This is a genomic window from Brevibacillus sp. AY1, assembly GCF_029870785.1.
Lineage (GTDB): Bacteria > Bacillota > Bacilli > Brevibacillales > Brevibacillaceae > Brevibacillus > Brevibacillus invocatus.
Map to the genome: position 1 here is coordinate 1 of NZ_JAFLPN010000058.1, position 15961 is coordinate 15961.

General features: G+C 50.4%; 13 protein-coding genes and 1 pseudogene. 7 read left to right on the forward strand and 7 right to left on the reverse strand.

Annotated features, from left to right (window positions below; translation table 11 throughout):
* Positions 1-227: 227 nt before the first annotated feature.
* Positions 228-1340 carry an aminopeptidase gene (locus tag JZI27_RS23230; protein WP_280209529.1) on the reverse strand — a complete coding sequence of 371 codons (1113 nt, stop codon included), beginning with the start codon at positions 1338-1340 and terminating at the stop codon, positions 228-230.
* Between the two features lie 601 nt (positions 1341-1941).
* Here JZI27_RS23230 and JZI27_RS23235 point away from each other — a divergent pair.
* Together JZI27_RS23235 and JZI27_RS23240 are read left to right on the forward strand one after the other, a co-directional pair.
* Positions 1942-3180 (forward strand): MDR family MFS transporter, encoded by a 1239-nt coding sequence (locus tag JZI27_RS23235; RefSeq protein ID WP_280209531.1) that lies wholly within the window; start codon positions 1942-1944, stop codon positions 3178-3180.
* A gap of 301 nt (positions 3181-3481) precedes the next feature.
* Positions 3482-3697 (forward strand): PLDc N-terminal domain-containing protein, encoded by a 216-nt coding sequence (locus JZI27_RS23240; protein WP_415783043.1) that lies wholly within the window; start codon positions 3482-3484, stop codon positions 3695-3697.
* A 480-nt stretch (positions 3698-4177) separates the two neighbouring features.
* On the opposite strand, the gene JZI27_RS23245 is transcribed toward JZI27_RS23240, so the two are convergent.
* Positions 4178-6835 (reverse strand): DUF4855 domain-containing protein, encoded by a 2658-nt coding sequence (locus tag JZI27_RS23245; protein WP_280209532.1) that lies wholly within the window; start codon positions 6833-6835, stop codon positions 4178-4180.
* A gap of 33 nt (positions 6836-6868) precedes the next feature.
* Positions 6869-8026, reverse strand: a complete 1158-nt coding sequence (locus JZI27_RS23250; protein WP_122907982.1) for a THUMP domain-containing class I SAM-dependent RNA methyltransferase — start codon at positions 8024-8026, stop codon at positions 6869-6871.
* A gap of 162 nt (positions 8027-8188) precedes the next feature.
* On the opposite strand from JZI27_RS23250, the pseudogene JZI27_RS23255 reads away from it, so the two are divergent.
* Positions 8189-8888 (forward strand): annotated as a pseudogene (locus JZI27_RS23255) (Fpg/Nei family DNA glycosylase).
* A 10-nt stretch (positions 8889-8898) separates the two neighbouring features.
* Here JZI27_RS23255 and JZI27_RS23260 read toward each other — a convergent pair.
* On the reverse strand, positions 8899-9807 hold the full coding sequence (locus tag JZI27_RS23260; RefSeq protein ID WP_122908128.1) for a GNAT family N-acetyltransferase: 909 nt from the start codon (positions 9805-9807) through the stop codon (positions 8899-8901).
* 142 nt (positions 9808-9949) lie between these two features.
* Between JZI27_RS23260 and JZI27_RS23265 the strand changes: the two genes are divergently transcribed.
* Together JZI27_RS23265 and JZI27_RS23270 are read left to right on the forward strand one after the other, a co-directional pair.
* Entirely contained in the window at positions 9950-10342 is a 393-nt protein-coding gene (locus tag JZI27_RS23265) for a 2Fe-2S iron-sulfur cluster-binding protein (protein WP_280209535.1), read from the forward strand.
* 13 nt (positions 10343-10355) lie between these two features.
* Positions 10356-10997, forward strand: coding sequence for a thiamine diphosphokinase (locus JZI27_RS23270; protein ID WP_251242682.1), 642 nt, complete (start codon positions 10356-10358; stop codon positions 10995-10997).
* A 14-nt stretch (positions 10998-11011) separates the two neighbouring features.
* Here the strand turns inward: JZI27_RS23270 and JZI27_RS23275 are convergent, their stop codons facing one another.
* Positions 11012-11689, reverse strand: coding sequence for a uracil-DNA glycosylase (locus tag JZI27_RS23275; protein ID WP_122907985.1), 678 nt, complete (start codon positions 11687-11689; stop codon positions 11012-11014).
* Positions 11690-11948: 259 nt separating this feature from the next.
* Here JZI27_RS23275 and JZI27_RS23280 point away from each other — a divergent pair, with 259 nt between their 5' ends.
* Positions 11949-12467: a stalk domain-containing protein gene (locus JZI27_RS23280; RefSeq protein ID WP_122907986.1), complete on the forward strand. Its 519-nt coding sequence runs from the start codon at positions 11949-11951 to the stop codon at positions 12465-12467.
* Positions 12468-12546: 79 nt separating this feature from the next.
* On the opposite strand, the gene JZI27_RS23285 is transcribed toward JZI27_RS23280, so the two are convergent.
* The gene (locus tag JZI27_RS23285; protein ID WP_280209536.1) at positions 12547-14268 is read right to left on the reverse strand and encodes a GMC family oxidoreductase; all 1722 of its coding nucleotides are present in this window, start codon (positions 14266-14268) and stop codon (positions 12547-12549) included.
* A gap of 12 nt (positions 14269-14280) precedes the next feature.
* The gene (locus tag JZI27_RS23290; RefSeq protein WP_122907988.1) at positions 14281-15027 is read right to left on the reverse strand and encodes a gluconate 2-dehydrogenase subunit 3 family protein; all 747 of its coding nucleotides are present in this window, start codon (positions 15025-15027) and stop codon (positions 14281-14283) included.
* A 152-nt stretch (positions 15028-15179) separates the two neighbouring features.
* Here JZI27_RS23290 and JZI27_RS23295 point away from each other — a divergent pair, with 152 nt between their 5' ends.
* Positions 15180-15887: a hypothetical protein gene (locus tag JZI27_RS23295; RefSeq protein ID WP_280209537.1), complete on the forward strand. Its 708-nt coding sequence runs from the start codon at positions 15180-15182 to the stop codon at positions 15885-15887.
* Positions 15888-15961 lie beyond the last annotated feature (74 nt).

Sequence of the window (15961 nt, forward strand, 5' to 3'; positions counted from 1 at the left end):
TGCACTTATACTATCTTCCGCTAATCTTTTTAGCGCTTTAGCGCACTTAAACTTTCCGATAGTATAAAAAAACCCTGATCTTCGTCAGGATCTGTTCTTGCCATACGCTACTTGAGCACGTGAAGCGGTACCTGAATAAACAAAGAAGTTGGCCATTTGGCTTTGGGAAAAGGAAAAAAACCACCATGCTAAGCATGATGGCTGTTCTTTACAGTATTTTGATTCCCTTATCCCTTCAGCTTGTCAGGATTGAGTCCTTCCAGCTCCGGCAGGACAAACAGACCGTCCTTGCGAATCAACACGTCGTCAAACCAGATCTCTCCGCCGCCGTACTCAGGACGCTGGATATTGACTATATCCCAGTGAATCTGGCTCCGGTTTCCGTTGTCTGCATTGTCATAGGCGCGCCCAGGTGTAAAATGGAAGCTGCCTGCGATCTTCTCATCGAACAGGGTGTCATTCATCGGATGCAAGATATACGGGTGCACACCAATCGCAAACTCACCGATATAGCGCGCTCCTTCGTCGCTGTCGAGAATTTGATTCAGCTTCTCGGTGTTGTTGGCAGTCGCTTCCACGATTTTGCCCTCTGCGAAAGTAAGCCGCACATTTTCAAACTTGGTGCCCATATAGCTGGTCGCTGTGTTAAATGTAATCGTCCCGTTCACCGAATCACGTACCGGGGCTGTGAAGATCTCGCCATCCGGAATATTGCGAAGTCCGGAGCAGATCACGTTGGGAATATCCTTGATGGAGAAAGCCAGATCCGTTCCCACTCCGACCAGTCGCACCTTGTCTGTCCGATCCATCAGCGCTTTCAGAGGTAAAAAGGCTTCATGCATTTTCTTGTAATCCACGGAGCATACATCAAAATAAAAGTCTTCAAACGCCGCTGAAGACATGTTGGCGCTCTGTGCCATTGCGGCGGTCGGGTAATTGAGCAGCGTCCAGCGACAGTTGTTGATCAGGTAGTCATTCAGCTCCTGCATCACCTTTTGATGGGCACGTCTGCGCTCTACCGGAACATCGGACATTTCGCTGTCATTAGCCGGGCCATTGATCGCGATATACGTATGAACGTCCTTGAACATAGGCTCTTCCCATTTGGCAAGAACTTCAGCACGCTCGCCACTCGCACCCATCATCAGCTCTCTCTGGATGGTTGGATCGATAATTCGGACAAATGGAAAGGCTCCTTTGGCGTAAGCCTGTTTCACCAGTTCTTTTGCAAGCGCATGCCCTTCCCCGCGCACTTCGATCAACAAGCTTTCTTTTTCCTGCAAACGAACAGAGTGGCTTAATAGATTCTCAGCCAGTTTGGCAATGCGTGGATCCTGCATATGATCTCCCCCACGTTCCATAGTATTATTAAAAAATATTTTACTGAAGTGTTCCTGACTTTTCAATTGTAAAATCGTTTCATCATTCTTTGCTTTCGAAAAAGATTGAAATTTTACTTGCATAAATTGCTATTTGTGGAGTATTCTAATCAACAAGAGTTGACTGTGAAATTAAATTTTAAAAAAGACAGGAGCTGTAACTATGGTTATCTCTGCAGTTTATATGGCTTAGGTAGGGTCTCTTCCCAGAGGCACTGCCTCTGAATGAATACCCTTATACCCTATAGCTAGACTACTGCAGGATGCCTGAACCGCTTCTGTCTTTTTCCCGATATGTTGTGGGAGACGCCAAGGGTGAAGTAGCTCGTTTTTATACCGTGTATAAAAGCAGCTCTTTGTCGCCTTTCTATGGTTGTCTTTGTGACCCACAAAAATCTGATATCGTCGAAAAGCGCAAGCGATGAGAGCTTCAGCCTCTCCCGTTTGCGCTTTTTTTGATGAAAAGGTCAGCACCTCTTACATCGACGTTAGCCCGAATGAGCTTTTCGGTTTCAGGCTACCTGCAGACATTGAAACAGGATGGAATGGAGGAATTCGTGTCATGCAATGGCGTTCGTGGGATTTAAATTTAAAGGTGCGACTGTTCGGTGAACTGATTACACATACGTTTTTTTGGATGTACTTTCCGTTTATGGCTTTGTTGTTCAGTGATTCATTCGGGAAGGATGTCGCAGGAATCCTGCTGATGATCCCTCCCCTGCTAGGCATATTCTCCAACCTTTTCGCCGGGTATCTGGCTGACCGGATCGGACGAAAACCGACCATGCTGATCTCGCTATTCGTATCTTCCAGCATGTTTGCCTTGTTTGCCTTTTCATGGTCGCCGTGGATAGACTACCTGGCGTTTATCGGAATCGGTGTGGCGGGCTCTCTCTATTGGCCTGCAAGCTCTGCGATGGTCGCTGATTTGACGACCGAGGAAGACCGTCGCGTCGTGTTCGCAACCTTTTATACCGCGATGAACATCGGTGTAGTCGCTGGACCCGTACTGGGCTCGTTCTTCTTTGTTCATTACCGTACAGAATTGCTGATCGCCTGTATGATCATTGAGTTTTTATTTGCGATTACGGTCTTATTCCTGATCAAGGAAACCTTGCCTGCCCACACACGGGAAGAAAAAGCAAAGGAAGGCTTCTCGATCAAAGAGCAATTCCGGAGCTACGTCGTCATTTTCCGAGACAAGGTCTTTGCTCTTTATACGTTGGCTGGTGTTTTCGTTGCGATTGCCTTTATGCAGCTCGACCTGTATATGGCCTTGTATGTAAAAGAAAATGTGATGCAGCAGCCTCTTTTGTCTTGGGGTGACTGGTCCTTCCAGGTTGGCGGTACCAGCGCGTTTGGCTGGCTGATGGGGCTCAATGGCTTGCTTGTGGTTCTGTTTACACTCCCTGTCACGAACTGGTTCCAGCATTGGAGTGACCGGAACAGCCTTGTCGCATCCTCTGTCCTGTACGGCTTTGGCATGTTCATGATGGCATTCACTTCGAATATCTGGCTGTTGTTCGGCTGTATGGTGATTCTGACGCTGGGTGAGCTGATCCGCACACCTGTTGCGCAGAGCTTCGTCAGCAAATACGCGCCGGAAGATGCACGCGGTCAGTACATGGGTGCTTCCTCCCTGCAGTTTTCCATCGGACGATTTATCGCTCCCCTGACGATTGGATTCTCTGCTTGGATGCCGCCAGTTGGTGTGTTTGGGATTATCCTCGGCGTCTCGCTCTTGAGTGCTTGTGTGTATATGTACATGTTCCGCTTGATTCCTGCCAATCAGGAGAGCTAATCTCTCCTGCCGCTGGAACTTATCTGACTTTTATTCGTAGGAATAGATAACCAGTTTAAGGAGGGAGCGCCAATGCGTTACAAAGCGGGAGGTACCACCCTTACATGCCCTTGCTGCCAAAATGATACCTTTGACAAGGATAAACGGCAGTTAAATTCGAGAGGAGCTACTTTCATGGGGCTGGATTGGGCAAATAAAGTAGCGACGATTCTGGTTTGCACACGCTGTTCGTATATCTCCTGGTTCATGGTCGAACCAATGGAGCATTCGCAATCATAATAGAGAATCGAAGGTGATCCACATGATGGAAATGGGTGGTGGTGGCGTATTTTTCGCTTTTTTCCCGATCCTGCTCTTTTTGCTTGTTAACGTCGTCAACATATTCATCAGTATCTGGGCCTATCGCGATTCCCGGAAACGGGGCAACAGCAAGGAATTTTCTTTGATTGTCCTGGTTGCATTACTGTTTTTCCCGATTATTGGACTGATTGTTTATCTGGTTATTCGGAAGGATTAAGGCAGGTATAGACATCATCACCCTCCATTTTTCTTGACGTTTGGGAATAATCCCGTATATGTTTCTATCGAGCAAGAAAAGCTATTGGAGGTGTTTTGATGTACTTCCTAAGGATTCACTTGCCTCGTATCTTACTTTCATTGATTTTCATCGGTGCGGGATTTAACGGTTGGGTCGTGATTCTTGGTTTTGATCCCATTTTTCCTACCAGCCCCGATCCTGGCGATTTTTGCACCCATTGTCGTAAACATTCTGCTTTTTCACATCTTTGATGACCCTTCCTTATTGCCCTTGGCGATCGTTGTCTCTTGGTTGGAGGCGTATTTGCTCTGGATATACAAGGGCCACTTCAAAGGATTGCTCGATAGAAAAGGAAAGTATCCTATGTAGCTGTGCGACCTCTCACGAGAGGGGATTTCTATCGTCACCAAAAAGAGCCTGTTCCCCACACGGAGAATCAGGCTCTTTCCTATTATCTTACTACGGCATCACGTTATCATCCATAAATTCTACCCGGTCATAGCGTCCACGCATCCACTTGTAGGTGTCATCATAGATGGCACGGATCGCTTCGTCCTTGCTGCGGACAGCGTTGAGCAGCGTTTTGGAGCCGTAATAATAAGCGTGTACATTATTTTTGTCCATTCCCGCTTTGTGGGTAGCGGTCAACTGGTTGTAGTAGAGCTGGTAGAACTTCGGATCGTTGTACATTTTGTGGTCGCCTTCGATCTCGATATCCATCCCGTACTTCTGCACAGCGTCCAGCACACCCTCGATCCGTTCGATGGTGACAGGCTTGTCGCTGTAGTAGTTGGGCTGCAGGAAAGCGCGGTCGAAATAGAGACTTTTCCACTCTTCCACACCTGGCGCCCCAAAGTACGGAATCCAATAGAAGCGAAGGGCTTCATCATGAACCATGCTCGCGGTGCTGCGAATCAGCTCCCGTTCTTTTGGGGCACTATCTTCAATCAGCTCGTGGAACCAGTAGATGCCATCGAGATGCAGATAGCTGTAGCCCGCTTTGTTCCAGCGCTTCTGCAGCTCATCGAAATACCATTCAACGGCCTTTTTGCGGTTTTCAAAAGCCATCTGCTCACCGATTCCGGCAGGGTTGAAGGAGAGCGACTTCGTTTCCCCTGGCAGTACACCAAAATCCTTCTGGTTAGCATTGGGATACGGAATCGCCAAAACCACATTTTCCTTCGTAGGTGTGCTGTACAAGGTTCCTCGCAAACGATTGTATTCGCGCATGGCACTGTTCAAGGCATCCAGCTGTCTGCCCATGCGGAACAGATCGTTGAGATAACTATTCCAGCTGTTTCGAGTGGCTGGCATGGTTTGGTACGGCAACAGCAGCACAGTGTCAAACATCTGGTCGCGCATATAGCCATCCTGCGTCAAATAACCGACCATTGGCAGGAAGTCTTCCTGGGTCCAGGTTCCCAGATCATCATGCATGCCGGTGTAAGCAAGCAGCATATTTTCAACGGGGCGTCTGGTCTGTTCGTTATCGATGGGCTGTGTCAGGTTGAGCGGTGGAAGCAAGACTACGCCATCCGCACTCCCTGCCGCTGCATCCTTCGCCCATACCTCCAGCTGGCGGGCAAAGACGAATACCTTCACTGGAAAGGTAACCCGTACATAGCGCGCTTCCAGCTCGGGCAGCGTCACAGCGAGCGTGCGCGTCACCATTTTTTCCTCGGAAGCTGGAACGTCGTGGAGGGCTTTCCCCGCGTAGGACCATGACTTGCCATCCTGGGATACCTCAACCTCCATCGATGGCGGCAAAGTAATCCCTGAGGTTTTGCGTTGCTGGAAGGTGAGGGTGACACGTTCGACCGCCTTGCCCTCTGGCAATGCTACGGTGGCCTTGCGCCCGTACTGACGGTTGAAGCCTGTCCATTCCTCGGAGACAGCAGACAAACCGCCAACTGGTCCAGGATATTGCTTCTCTACTTCACTAAAATAGTTGTCGGCAGGACCCACGGTTTTCACCGATGTGAAGCTTTCCGGCGCAATATTGACCAAACCTGCTTCCTCTGCCGGTGCAGCCTCTTCCGTAGCCTGTTCTTCCTCCGACTCCCGCGTTCCGGTGACTTCAGTTGCTGCTTCTGACTTTTGCTGCTCTTCTTTTTCCTGTGGCTCATCAGGAGCAGATACGGCTGCTTGCGTGATCTGTACCGGAATCGTCACCGTATGAAAGCCGAGCGTGACCGTCACATTGCCTGTCCCGACAGTCGGCCCCGCTACGAAGGTGCCATCCGGCATGATCGCACCGAGCTCCGGTCTGTCAAACGCAAAAACAGGGGTGAACGGAAGCTTTTCTCCGTCCTGACTTTTCACAACCAAACGCTCGCTGCTTCCCGCCATGACGTTTAGGCGGTCTGTATTCAATGCAAACTTCGCGTTTTCTGCCTGTTGATACCTTGCATCCAATACACGCTCTGCAATTACGGCTGCTTCTGCACGTGTAACGATTCCGAGGGGACGAAACGAGCTACTTGCCCCAGTCATCCAACGCTGGTTGGTCACTGTGACGATCGCGTCTTTTGCGTAATCCGCGATCTCCTCAGCATCCTCATAGGTCACGGTACTGGAGGCTGGTGCTGGCTTGATCGAACCCGCTTTCATCAGACGTGTCAAAATCACGGCTAACTCCTGACGAGTAAGCGGATCTGCTCCGCCGAGCTGGTTGTCCGGTCTGCCTTTCAGCACTTCAAGCTCTGTCAATGTGTACACGTACGGAGCGTACGGACTGTCCAACGGCACGTCCTCGTACAACGCTTCGTCTGTACTTTTCGGTTGCATCCCGATGACTTTGCTCAAGAGAACCGCTACATCCTGGCGAGAGATCGGATTTTGCGGGTAAAACTGATCCTCCCCCACACCGCTGATCAAAGAAAGAGAGGCCAACCGGTTGATCGCTTCCTTGGCGTAGCTGTTCTCCACATCCTTGAAGACGATAGGCTGTTCACTCGCAACAGCTTGTGCCTCTACCTCTTCCGTCTGTACTTCCTCTTGTCCCGTTTGTTCTGCCGTACCCTCCGCCGAAATAGGTGCCGCTACCGTCAACAGCATCACCAGTGCCAGACAGGCTGCCACGAATCGGCTTGAATACGCATGATGCCTTTTCCTCACTTTACTCTCTCCTCCCACAAACCCTTCTCTCGCTTATTCGGTTGGGGCAACCACAGATGGACGAGGGGGTCTTGGTCCAAAAAACTGATAGTAGTCTACTTTGATATTCCCGTTGTACAGCTTTCTTTTTTTGCTGGCCTGACGTCCAAAGTGCTCTTCGAACTGCTCGTCCGACGTAATGATGTAGAAGGACCAGGTATCCAGCTCAGCAAAGGTCTTACCCATTTCGCCGTACAGCCTGCTTACCTGCTTCCATTCGCCCAAACGTTCCCCATATGGCGGATTGCAGATCAGATAGCCGTATTTACGCTTGGAGCGAATATCCCGGACGTCCATGCGTTGAAAGTGAATCTGATCGTCTACACCTGCTTCTTCTGCGTTGCGGCGCGCGATCTTCAGAATCTCATCATCCACGTCTGTTCCGATAATCTCCAGCTTTTGATCATAGCGGGCCAAATCATGCGTCTCTGCGCGTGCTTCACGCCACACGGTCTTGGGAATGACCGGCCAGCTCTCGGATACAAATTCACGGTTCATCCCCGGCGCAATGTTTTGGCCGATCAATGCCGCTTCGATCGGAATCGTCCCGGAACCGCAGAACGGGTCCATGAACACGCGATCCGGCTTCCAGCGCGACAAAAGGATCATCGCCGCAGCCATCGTCTCCTTCAGGGGAGCGGTCCCAATCAAGCCGCGATAACCGCGCTTGTGCAAGCCAGGACCAGAGGTATCGATAGTCAGGGTTGCGATATCCTTGTGCAAAGCGACCTCGATCTTGTACATCGGTCCCTTCTCTTCGAACCACTCTGTCTTGTAGGTCCGCTTCAAGCTTTCTACGACAGCTTTTTTCACGATGGCCTGACAATCCGGCACACTGTACAGCGTCGATTTTACAGACTTGCCTTCTACCGGAAAAGTCGCGTCTTCCGTAATCCAATCCGCCCAAGGCAGCGCCTTTGTCTTCTCAAAAAGCTCGTCAAACGTGGTCGCTTTGAACTCCCCTATCTTTAGACGCACGCGATCCGCGGTTCGTAACCACAAATTGGTGCGGGCGATGGCAGAAATATCAGCAGAGAAGCAAACTTTCCCATTTTCCACTTCTACCTGGCTGTATCCCAGTGCTTTTACTTCCTCGGCAACTACCGATTCCAATCCAAACGTCGCCGTAGCGATCAAATCAACTTTTTGCATGCCATTTTCTCCCGTCCGTACAAATTCCTTGGGTCATACCCTTATACTATATTACCCGATTTGCTTGTGGGGTTGGTAATCCTATGTAAAAAGACGCAAAGATGGCATGGCTCGCTACATGGATGGAGAGCCTACCCATAAAAACCTGCGGGAGGATGACACATGCCAGAACTGCCTGAAATGGAAACATATCGCAAATTGCTGGAGGAAAGGATCACGGGGAAAGCATCTGCTGTTTGAATGGGTGTCCGGCCATGTCCTGCTGCTTCATCTCATGCTTGGCGGTTTTCTTTATTGGGGAACCACAGAGGACAAGCTCGATCGCAGCGCACAGGTGACGCTTTCCTTCGCTTCTCACATTCTCTACTTCCACGGATTGCGTCTCGGCTACTTGCATCTATTGACGCCGGAACAAGTGACTGAACGATTGGCTGACCTGGGGCCTGAACCGCTCGCACCGGCTTTTACCTTCTCCCAGTTCACACAGCTTTTGGACAATAAAAGAAGCCTGCTTAAAACGGCTCTCGTGGACCAGCACTGGGTAGCCGGGATCGGCAACTGCTATGCAGACGAAATCTGTTTTCATGCCGGTGTATTGCCCACGAGGCAAATTCCTGCTCTTACTTCCGACGAAAGAATACGACTGTACCACGCCATCCAAGCTGTTCTGCAGGAAGCGATGCAGTTTGGCGGGTACATGGAACCTCCGCTGTATCGCCATGATGCGCTGACCGGCGGCTACAACGAGCGCTGCCGCGTATACGACAGAGAAGGAGAGCCCTGCCCGCGATGCGGCAACACCATCGCGAAAAGCATGCTCTCCTCCCGTAAAGTTTTTGCCTGCACGCGTTGCCAGAAGTAAACGCTCGTTCTCAACCCTTCACTTCTGCACCTTGTTCAAGCTTTTTGACCATGTATACCTGCTCAGTTTCGGATGGACCAAAGCCTGCACTCTCCAAGACACCCAGGAGCAGCTGCTCCTTAGATGGCAGGTTGAAGGTTGTACGGCGGCAATCCAGCTCATGGGGAGCATATAGCTGGTTCAGCGCCAGGCGAAGGATGTTCTCTGCATCCGGGTGATCAGGCATGGCCACGCATTGCCGCAAAGCGATCACGGTTACCTTACCTTCTTCGTTCAGCATGCGTTTGTACATGGCATATCCCACTGTCTGACCCTCATGGTCATCGATCAAAATGACCTCCGCATCACGCAGGCTCATCCACTGGTTTTGCCAAGGCGCATCCGCTTGGTAGAAAGAGAGCTGCGCTGCCTCCTGAGCGATGCCCGTCCGCACGCGATAGGATTCTGCATGCTTGACCCTAAAAGCGTCTGCTGGCAAAGCACCTGTATGCTGCCAAAAGAGCAATTGATCGATTACATCGTAGCCGAGTTGTTGATACAGGGCGATTGCTTTTTCATTTTTGCTGATCGCCTCCAAGGTGGCGTCTTCAACACCTGCTTCCTGATAAAGCTCCAATGTTGCTTGCATGAGCTGACGTCCCACACCCTGACGCCGATATTCGGTTGCCACACCTGTACCGCCGTTCCAGGCTATTTTACGACCGTTGATCGTGCGCAGGCCGCTTGCTACCAGTCCAATCGGCTCATCACCATCGTACGCCACGACAGACAGAGAAATCGTATAGCCCTCTGCCCCCAAACGCTGCACAATGTTCTCTTCTGTCATCGAGACAGGGAAAAAATAACCTTCGAAGCCTCGGTTCCAGGCTTTGGTGATTTCAGCAATCGTACAATCGCTCATCCGCTTAATGGTAATCAAGGTATCACCTTCCATCGATTTTGGTAAAATAATTTTAATCGATAAAATCATAAAATTCAATCATTTATGTATGTGCTGCCCTGACTGTCCCTTCACCCTTTGGCATGATAAGATGGTAAAAATTCGTTTTTGGGAGGTGCCTATGCGCAAAGGACTTACTGTAGGCTCGCTCATCCCTGGAAAGTCTAGAACCGTTGCTTCTGAGCTGCCATCGCACCATGACAAAACGGCTGCCGTCGCGAAAACAAACGCGAACCCACGGATGGTACGCCTCAAACAGCGCAATCAGGAGCATTCGATACCTTTCGTACCGGGCGCAACGCTACTCGATGCGGCTCTTCAACAAAAGGAAGCGCTCGCTTACAAATGCAAACAGGGACATTGCGGCAAATGTACCGTACAAGTCATTTCCGGCATCAGCCTGCTGGGCTCTCCTACTGAACAGGAACGGACTAAACTGGGAAGCAAAATTGCGATGGGCTATCGTTTGGCTTGTCAGACTACTTTTGCTACCCCCTACAACGATAAGAGATAAGGATGGCTTTTGCATGACATCAAAACGCATTTTGCTATTTGCAGGCGGTAATCTGGGAGAGTGGGCAATCCGTCATATACAGGAACATGACGTGCTCGTCGGGGTGGACAGAGGGGCCTGGTTTCTCATTGAGAACGGCATCTCACCCCACCTTTCCATCGGAGATTTTGACTCCGTCACACAAGAAGAAAAAGATCAGATCAAGTCAAGCAGCCAACAGATGACTGACTGTGACCCGATCATGAAGGATTTGACGGATACGGAGATGGCTCTGCATTGGGCCATGAGCCAAGAGCCAGACGAGATTCTGATGATCGGCGTATTAGGCTCTCGTTTCGACCACACCTTGGCCAACGTTCACCTGCTGGCTAAAGGACTGCATGCCCGGATCAGCTGCCGAATCATCGACGCCTTCAACGAAATCCGGCTGATTACAGACGCTTGCACCGTCAGTCAGGATGATTTTGCCCATCTCTCGTTATTGCCCCTCAGTCAAGAAGTCACGGGCATTACCTTGGAGGGCTTTCAATATCCGTTGGAAAATGCCACTCTGCGCATCGGTGACACGCTGGGCATCAGCAATATCCTGATCGAGCCAATTGGACGAATCTCCCTGAAGACCGGGCAGCTTCTCGTGATCCGAAGCAAAGACTGAACATCCTCGCTGCCTTACGGATTGAGCGGCAGCTGCCAGTCGATTGGGGTCATGCCTTGGGCACGGAGGAACTCATTGGTTCGTGAAAAAGGGCGGCTCCCCAAGAAGCCCCGATGCGCAGAAAACGGACTTGGATGCGGCGATTCGATGATCAGATGTTTTTTTCGATCAATAAAGGAGGCTTTCTCCTGCGCGTGCTTTCCCCAGAGGATAAACACCAGAGGAGTCTCCCGTTCATTCAACCGATGAATTACTTGGTCGGTGAATATCTCCCACCCCAGTCCTTTGTGGGAGTTCGGATTGCCGTCTCGCACCGTGAGGACCGTATTGAGCAGCATCACGCCTTGCCTGGCCCAGTGGATCAGGTACCCGTGAGCAGGAATTGTGCAATTCAGGTCGCTCTGCAGCTCCTTGTAGATATTTTGCAAGGAAGGCGGAGGCTTGATCCCCGGCTTTACAGAAAAGCTGAGTCCGTGTGCTTGTCCTGGGCCATGATAAGGGTCCTGTCCCAGAATCACCACCTTGGCTTGCTCGTAGCCAGTCAAATGGAGGGCGTTGAAAATATCGAACATGTCCGGATAGACAGTCTGATTCTGATATTCTTCTTTTAAGGTTTGTCGCAGCTTTACGTAGTACGGCTTGGTGAACTCTTCAGCCAGTACCGTAGCCCAATCATTTTTTAATTTCGACATTTCTCGATCTCCTAATCTCTTCATCTCTCTACTCCTCATGATACCGTTGATCCAGACAGGATAAAAGTATCTTTACGCATACCTGCTTTTCTAGGACTTTTCCCTCAACAAGCCCGCTTCTCTATCGTTTTTAGGCTAATCTCCCTAGTACCCTCGTTTGATAGCTGACTTCGGCGATTTTTGCCATAATGTTCATAGTACAAAAGTCGACAAATGCTGACTTGGCAGATCGACGGGTTACGGGGAGAGATTCGCACTTATGAAATGGGATATGAAATCATTACTAGGGGGCATCGTCATCGGGTCGGTGCTCTTTTCAGGGATTGCTATGGCAGCTCCTATTTTTCCCGATGTATCGGAAGCAAAACAAACACCTTTTACCTACTACTTTGAAGGTGTTCCCAAATCGCCTGCCAGCGATGTCCAAGGCATCATGTACAAAAACTCCGTCTACGTACCGATTCGTTTCGTGGCAGAGAATCTGAACAAACCGGTCATTTACGATGCGCGCACGAGATCCATCTACATCGGCAAGCTGCCAGCAGGCAAAATGTACTCCAAGCTGGAAGCCATCGAGCTGGTCAAAGGCAAGTTCGCTGGAAGCATCACACCAGCCCATGTAGTCGAGTACAGCCACGATGACGATAAAGGGCATTACGTCATCCATGTCTATCAAACCCACATCAACAACTTCCAGTCGGGTGACAGCTACACCAGCACCTACGGCTGGTTCGTCGTCAATCCGAATAGCGGAGAGATCAGATCCTTGTTGCAGTAAAAAAAAGCAGCGAACCCTCACCATGGGTCGCTGCTTTTTCTGTGTGATTGGCACTTCACTTACCCTGATTCAAGCGAGCTTACACCAACAAACCGCCGCCACTCTTGCTGTACTTCAAAATTCCCTCTGCCGCGCGATACGACAGCGCCCCCATTGTCCCGGTCGGATTGTAACCGCTGTTGTGGGCAAAGGCAGAAGCACCGACTACAAACACATTCTCAGCGTCCCACATTTGCAGGTAATTGTTGACCGCAGACGTCTCCGTTGATGCGCCCATGATGACGCCACCGGTATTATGAGTGGACTGATAGGGCGTGATGTCATACGGCCCGAGCTTCCGGTTGATTTCGATCTTGTCTGTGGCACCCATCGCCTTGATAATCTCCCCGCATTTGTCCGCACAGTACTGAGCCAATTGCCTGTCCTGTTCTTCGAAGTCATAGGTAATGCGAATAAGTGGGTCACCAAATACGTCCTTGTAAGTAGGGTCCAGATCCAGAAAATGATGCCGGAATGGCATGGAGGCACCTTGTGCACCTACTGATAGTACACGGGTATAGTATTTGATGGATGCCGCTTTGAATTCTTTCCCCCAGCTTGGCGTGCCAGCAGGTACCTTGTTATTTGCGATGGGACGCTGGCCCGTCTGGGAAATGGCGATATTGGCTCCGTGAATAAAATTCAGATCAGAGTGATCGAAGTTGTCACCATTGAAATCGTCAATACTCATTCCCAATGCTCCAGCGCCAGCGAACACGTTGAATTCCCTGTCGTCAAAAAAGCCGACAGCACCGCCGCGAATCACCTGATACGCATAGTTCTTTCCAATGACCCCTTTTCCTGTATTCGGATCATAGGGACGTCCCAGTTTGGACAGCAGCAACAGACGTGAATTGTTGAACACATAACTGGTCAGTACCACAATGTCTGCTGGCTGTTCAATCTCTTCACCCGTCGTCACGTCGGTATACATGACCCCAGTGGCCTTGTTGCCGCTGTGCAGAATCCGGCGTACGTGCGAATGGGTGCGAATCTCAAATTTCCCCGACTTTTTGGCAACAGGGATAACCGTAACGACGGGGTCTGCCTTGGCGCCATACTCACAGCCAAAACGCTCGCAAAATCCGCAGTACTGGCACGCGGCACGGGAAACCCCGTCCGGATTGGTATACGCTTCCGACAGGTTGGCCGACGGCATCATATAGGGATTCAGTTTCAATTTTTTCGTCGCTTCACCAAACATTCTCAAGGCAGGAGTCGTCTTCATCGGCGGAACAGGGTACGGCTTTGAACGCTTGCCGCCCAGCGGGTTCTCCTCCCCGGCAATGCCAGCCATTTGCTCAAACCGATCGAAATAAGGCTCCAGCTCATCATAGGTGATGCCCCAATCCTGAATGGTCATCCCGTCCGGAATCTTCTTTTCTCCATATCGTTCGATGGTCTTGCTGCGAATCTCAAAATCGTACGGCAGGAATCGAAAGGTTTGTCCATTCCAGTGAACGCCGGAACCACCCAAACCCGTTCCCAGCAAGAAAGACCCGTATGATCGCATCGGCAATGCCCGGACGTTGGTCTTGCTGCGAAACGTGATGGTCTCTTTGGACAAATCCTGCATCATTTCGTAACGCAGGGCATACCGGAGCTCATCGTGCACCATGAAGTAATCTTCCGTTTTTCGCTCCTTGCCACGCTCCAAGCCAACCACATTCAATCCCTGCTTGGTCAGTTCAGAGGCGATAATGCCTCCCCCCCATCCTACGCCTACCACGACCACGTCTACCTTCGGCAATTTTCTCGCCATCCTTGACACCCCTTATCCGTGTTGATGATCACGCAAGCTCAATGGCTCCATTTTGGCGAATTCATCCTGCTCGATAATCTGCGTATACGCCATCTGATTTCCTGGGAATTTTTTCATTCTCCAGCCGTCCATGTTTTTGTTGCCCCCGTACAGAGGGTCAGCATATACGCCTTCAAGCGTGGTGGCTCGAAGCATGGCAAAAAAAGCACTGGCTGAGATCGTGGTGAGCTTCACCTCGTCTGTTTCAAATGCTTTGAGCACCGTATCCTGCTGCTCTGGCGTCAACTCGTAGAATCGAGCGTTGTGCAAGCTGTTGCTGTAGTTGTTCATTTCTTGAATGCCAATATCAAAAATCTCACGCCGCTTCAATCGGCCCTGATATCCCTGGGTTACTTCACCGGGATAAAACGGACCTTGCATATAGTCGCGGGCGTTAAAACCCCATTCACCAGCCAATTGGTGATCGATGAAATACGCAGCGCCCAGCGCTTTGGCCCCAGGTCCAAGCTCATCCTCCGGGTAAATGCGTTCACAAGCCGCATCCACGACCTTGAATTGCTCCGGAGAGAAATACATCAGCGCTTGATTGAAATCGGCTGTCGGAGCAGGCGTCTCACCAGGCTGTTGTGGTGCCTGTTGTTTTCCCAGCAAGCTCCCTGCTACTCCACCTACGACCAATCCACCAAGAACCAGTCCGGAATTTTTCAAGAAGCTTCTGCGCGATACAGGCTGTTCTTTACGATCATGCTGTTCCAACACTACCACCTCCAGTTGTCTCTATTCTTCTTTTTGTGCATATTTTCGACAGGATAAACAGATACTTAGAAAAATTTCCCAAACAACTGAACCACCGTGAAGATGAGGTCGGTTTTTGGGAAAGCATCAGGTAGAACTCACTGGAGGGATCATTTATGAAACGCATACCCAACTGGGTAGGAACTGGTAGTATAGGTTTACTTCTGCTCCTGACTGCTTGCAATAACAACCAGGCTACACCACCACAGCAGCCTCAGACACAATCGATGAATCACGCCGCGCATATGGGACAGCATGCAGATACTGTGATCCCCAGTGTTGATCGTGACAAGCGGCTGACGACCAACAACTACGGAACGACTTTTAGCGGGATGGGCACATCTGTCTACAGCAACATCGGCAGCTCCAATCTGCACGGAGGAGGACCCTCCACCAGCCTGGAAGCACGCCTCCAAGCAGCCGGCATCCACGGTGTGCAAACGCTGATCCTCAACGATGTCATTCTGGTCTGCCCGACTTCTGCCAACACCACTTCCATTAATCAAATGGACCCGATGCAATCCCATCTTCTCTCCAGTTTTTCGGGCAGCTCTGCTCGCGGTGGCGAAAATGGCAGCGGAATTGCGGGAACTGCTGGAACTGCTGGAACCCTGGGAGCGAGCGACCGCAATCATACGCTCACACAAGCACGTACTCAGATCGAAAGAATTTACGGCTCAGAAGCTAAGGTTTGGACCATTACTTCCAGCAAAGGCATACAAGCATTTGAACAAGTAAAAAAACAAATGCGTGACAACAAAAAGGACGAAAATATGGTTGGGCAGATCAGCAATCTCCTGCGTGAAGCAAAGCACCAGCCATAAAACATTAGAAAACTTGGCTACGCCAAGCTTTTGGCGGAGCCTTAGTTGCACTTATACTATCTTCCGCTAATCTT

What these genes read in the sequence shown, in the direction of transcription:
- JZI27_RS23230 (WP_280209529.1), bottom strand. Translation starts at nt 1,340, where the DNA reads ATGCAGGATCCACGCATTGCCAAACTGGCTGAGAATCTATTAAGCCAC.
- JZI27_RS23235 (WP_280209531.1), top strand. Translation starts at nt 1,942, where the DNA reads ATGCAATGGCGTTCGTGGGATTTAAATTTAAAGGTGCGACTGTTCGGT.
- JZI27_RS23240 (WP_415783043.1), top strand. Translation starts at nt 3,482, where the DNA reads ATGATGGAAATGGGTGGTGGTGGCGTATTTTTCGCTTTTTTCCCGATC.
- JZI27_RS23250 (WP_122907982.1), bottom strand. Translation starts at nt 8,026, where the DNA reads ATGCAAAAAGTTGATTTGATCGCTACGGCGACGTTTGGATTGGAATCG.
- JZI27_RS23265 (WP_280209535.1), top strand. Translation starts at nt 9,950, where the DNA reads ATGCGCAAAGGACTTACTGTAGGCTCGCTCATCCCTGGAAAGTCTAGA.
- JZI27_RS23270 (WP_251242682.1), top strand. Translation starts at nt 10,356, where the DNA reads ATGACATCAAAACGCATTTTGCTATTTGCAGGCGGTAATCTGGGAGAG.
- JZI27_RS23275 (WP_122907985.1), bottom strand. Translation starts at nt 11,689, where the DNA reads ATGTCGAAATTAAAAAATGATTGGGCTACGGTACTGGCTGAAGAGTTC.
- JZI27_RS23280 (WP_122907986.1), top strand. Translation starts at nt 11,949, where the DNA reads ATGAAATGGGATATGAAATCATTACTAGGGGGCATCGTCATCGGGTCG.
- JZI27_RS23285 (WP_280209536.1), bottom strand. Translation starts at nt 14,268, where the DNA reads ATGGCGAGAAAATTGCCGAAGGTAGACGTGGTCGTGGTAGGCGTAGGA.
- JZI27_RS23295 (WP_280209537.1), top strand. Translation starts at nt 15,180, where the DNA reads ATGAAACGCATACCCAACTGGGTAGGAACTGGTAGTATAGGTTTACTT.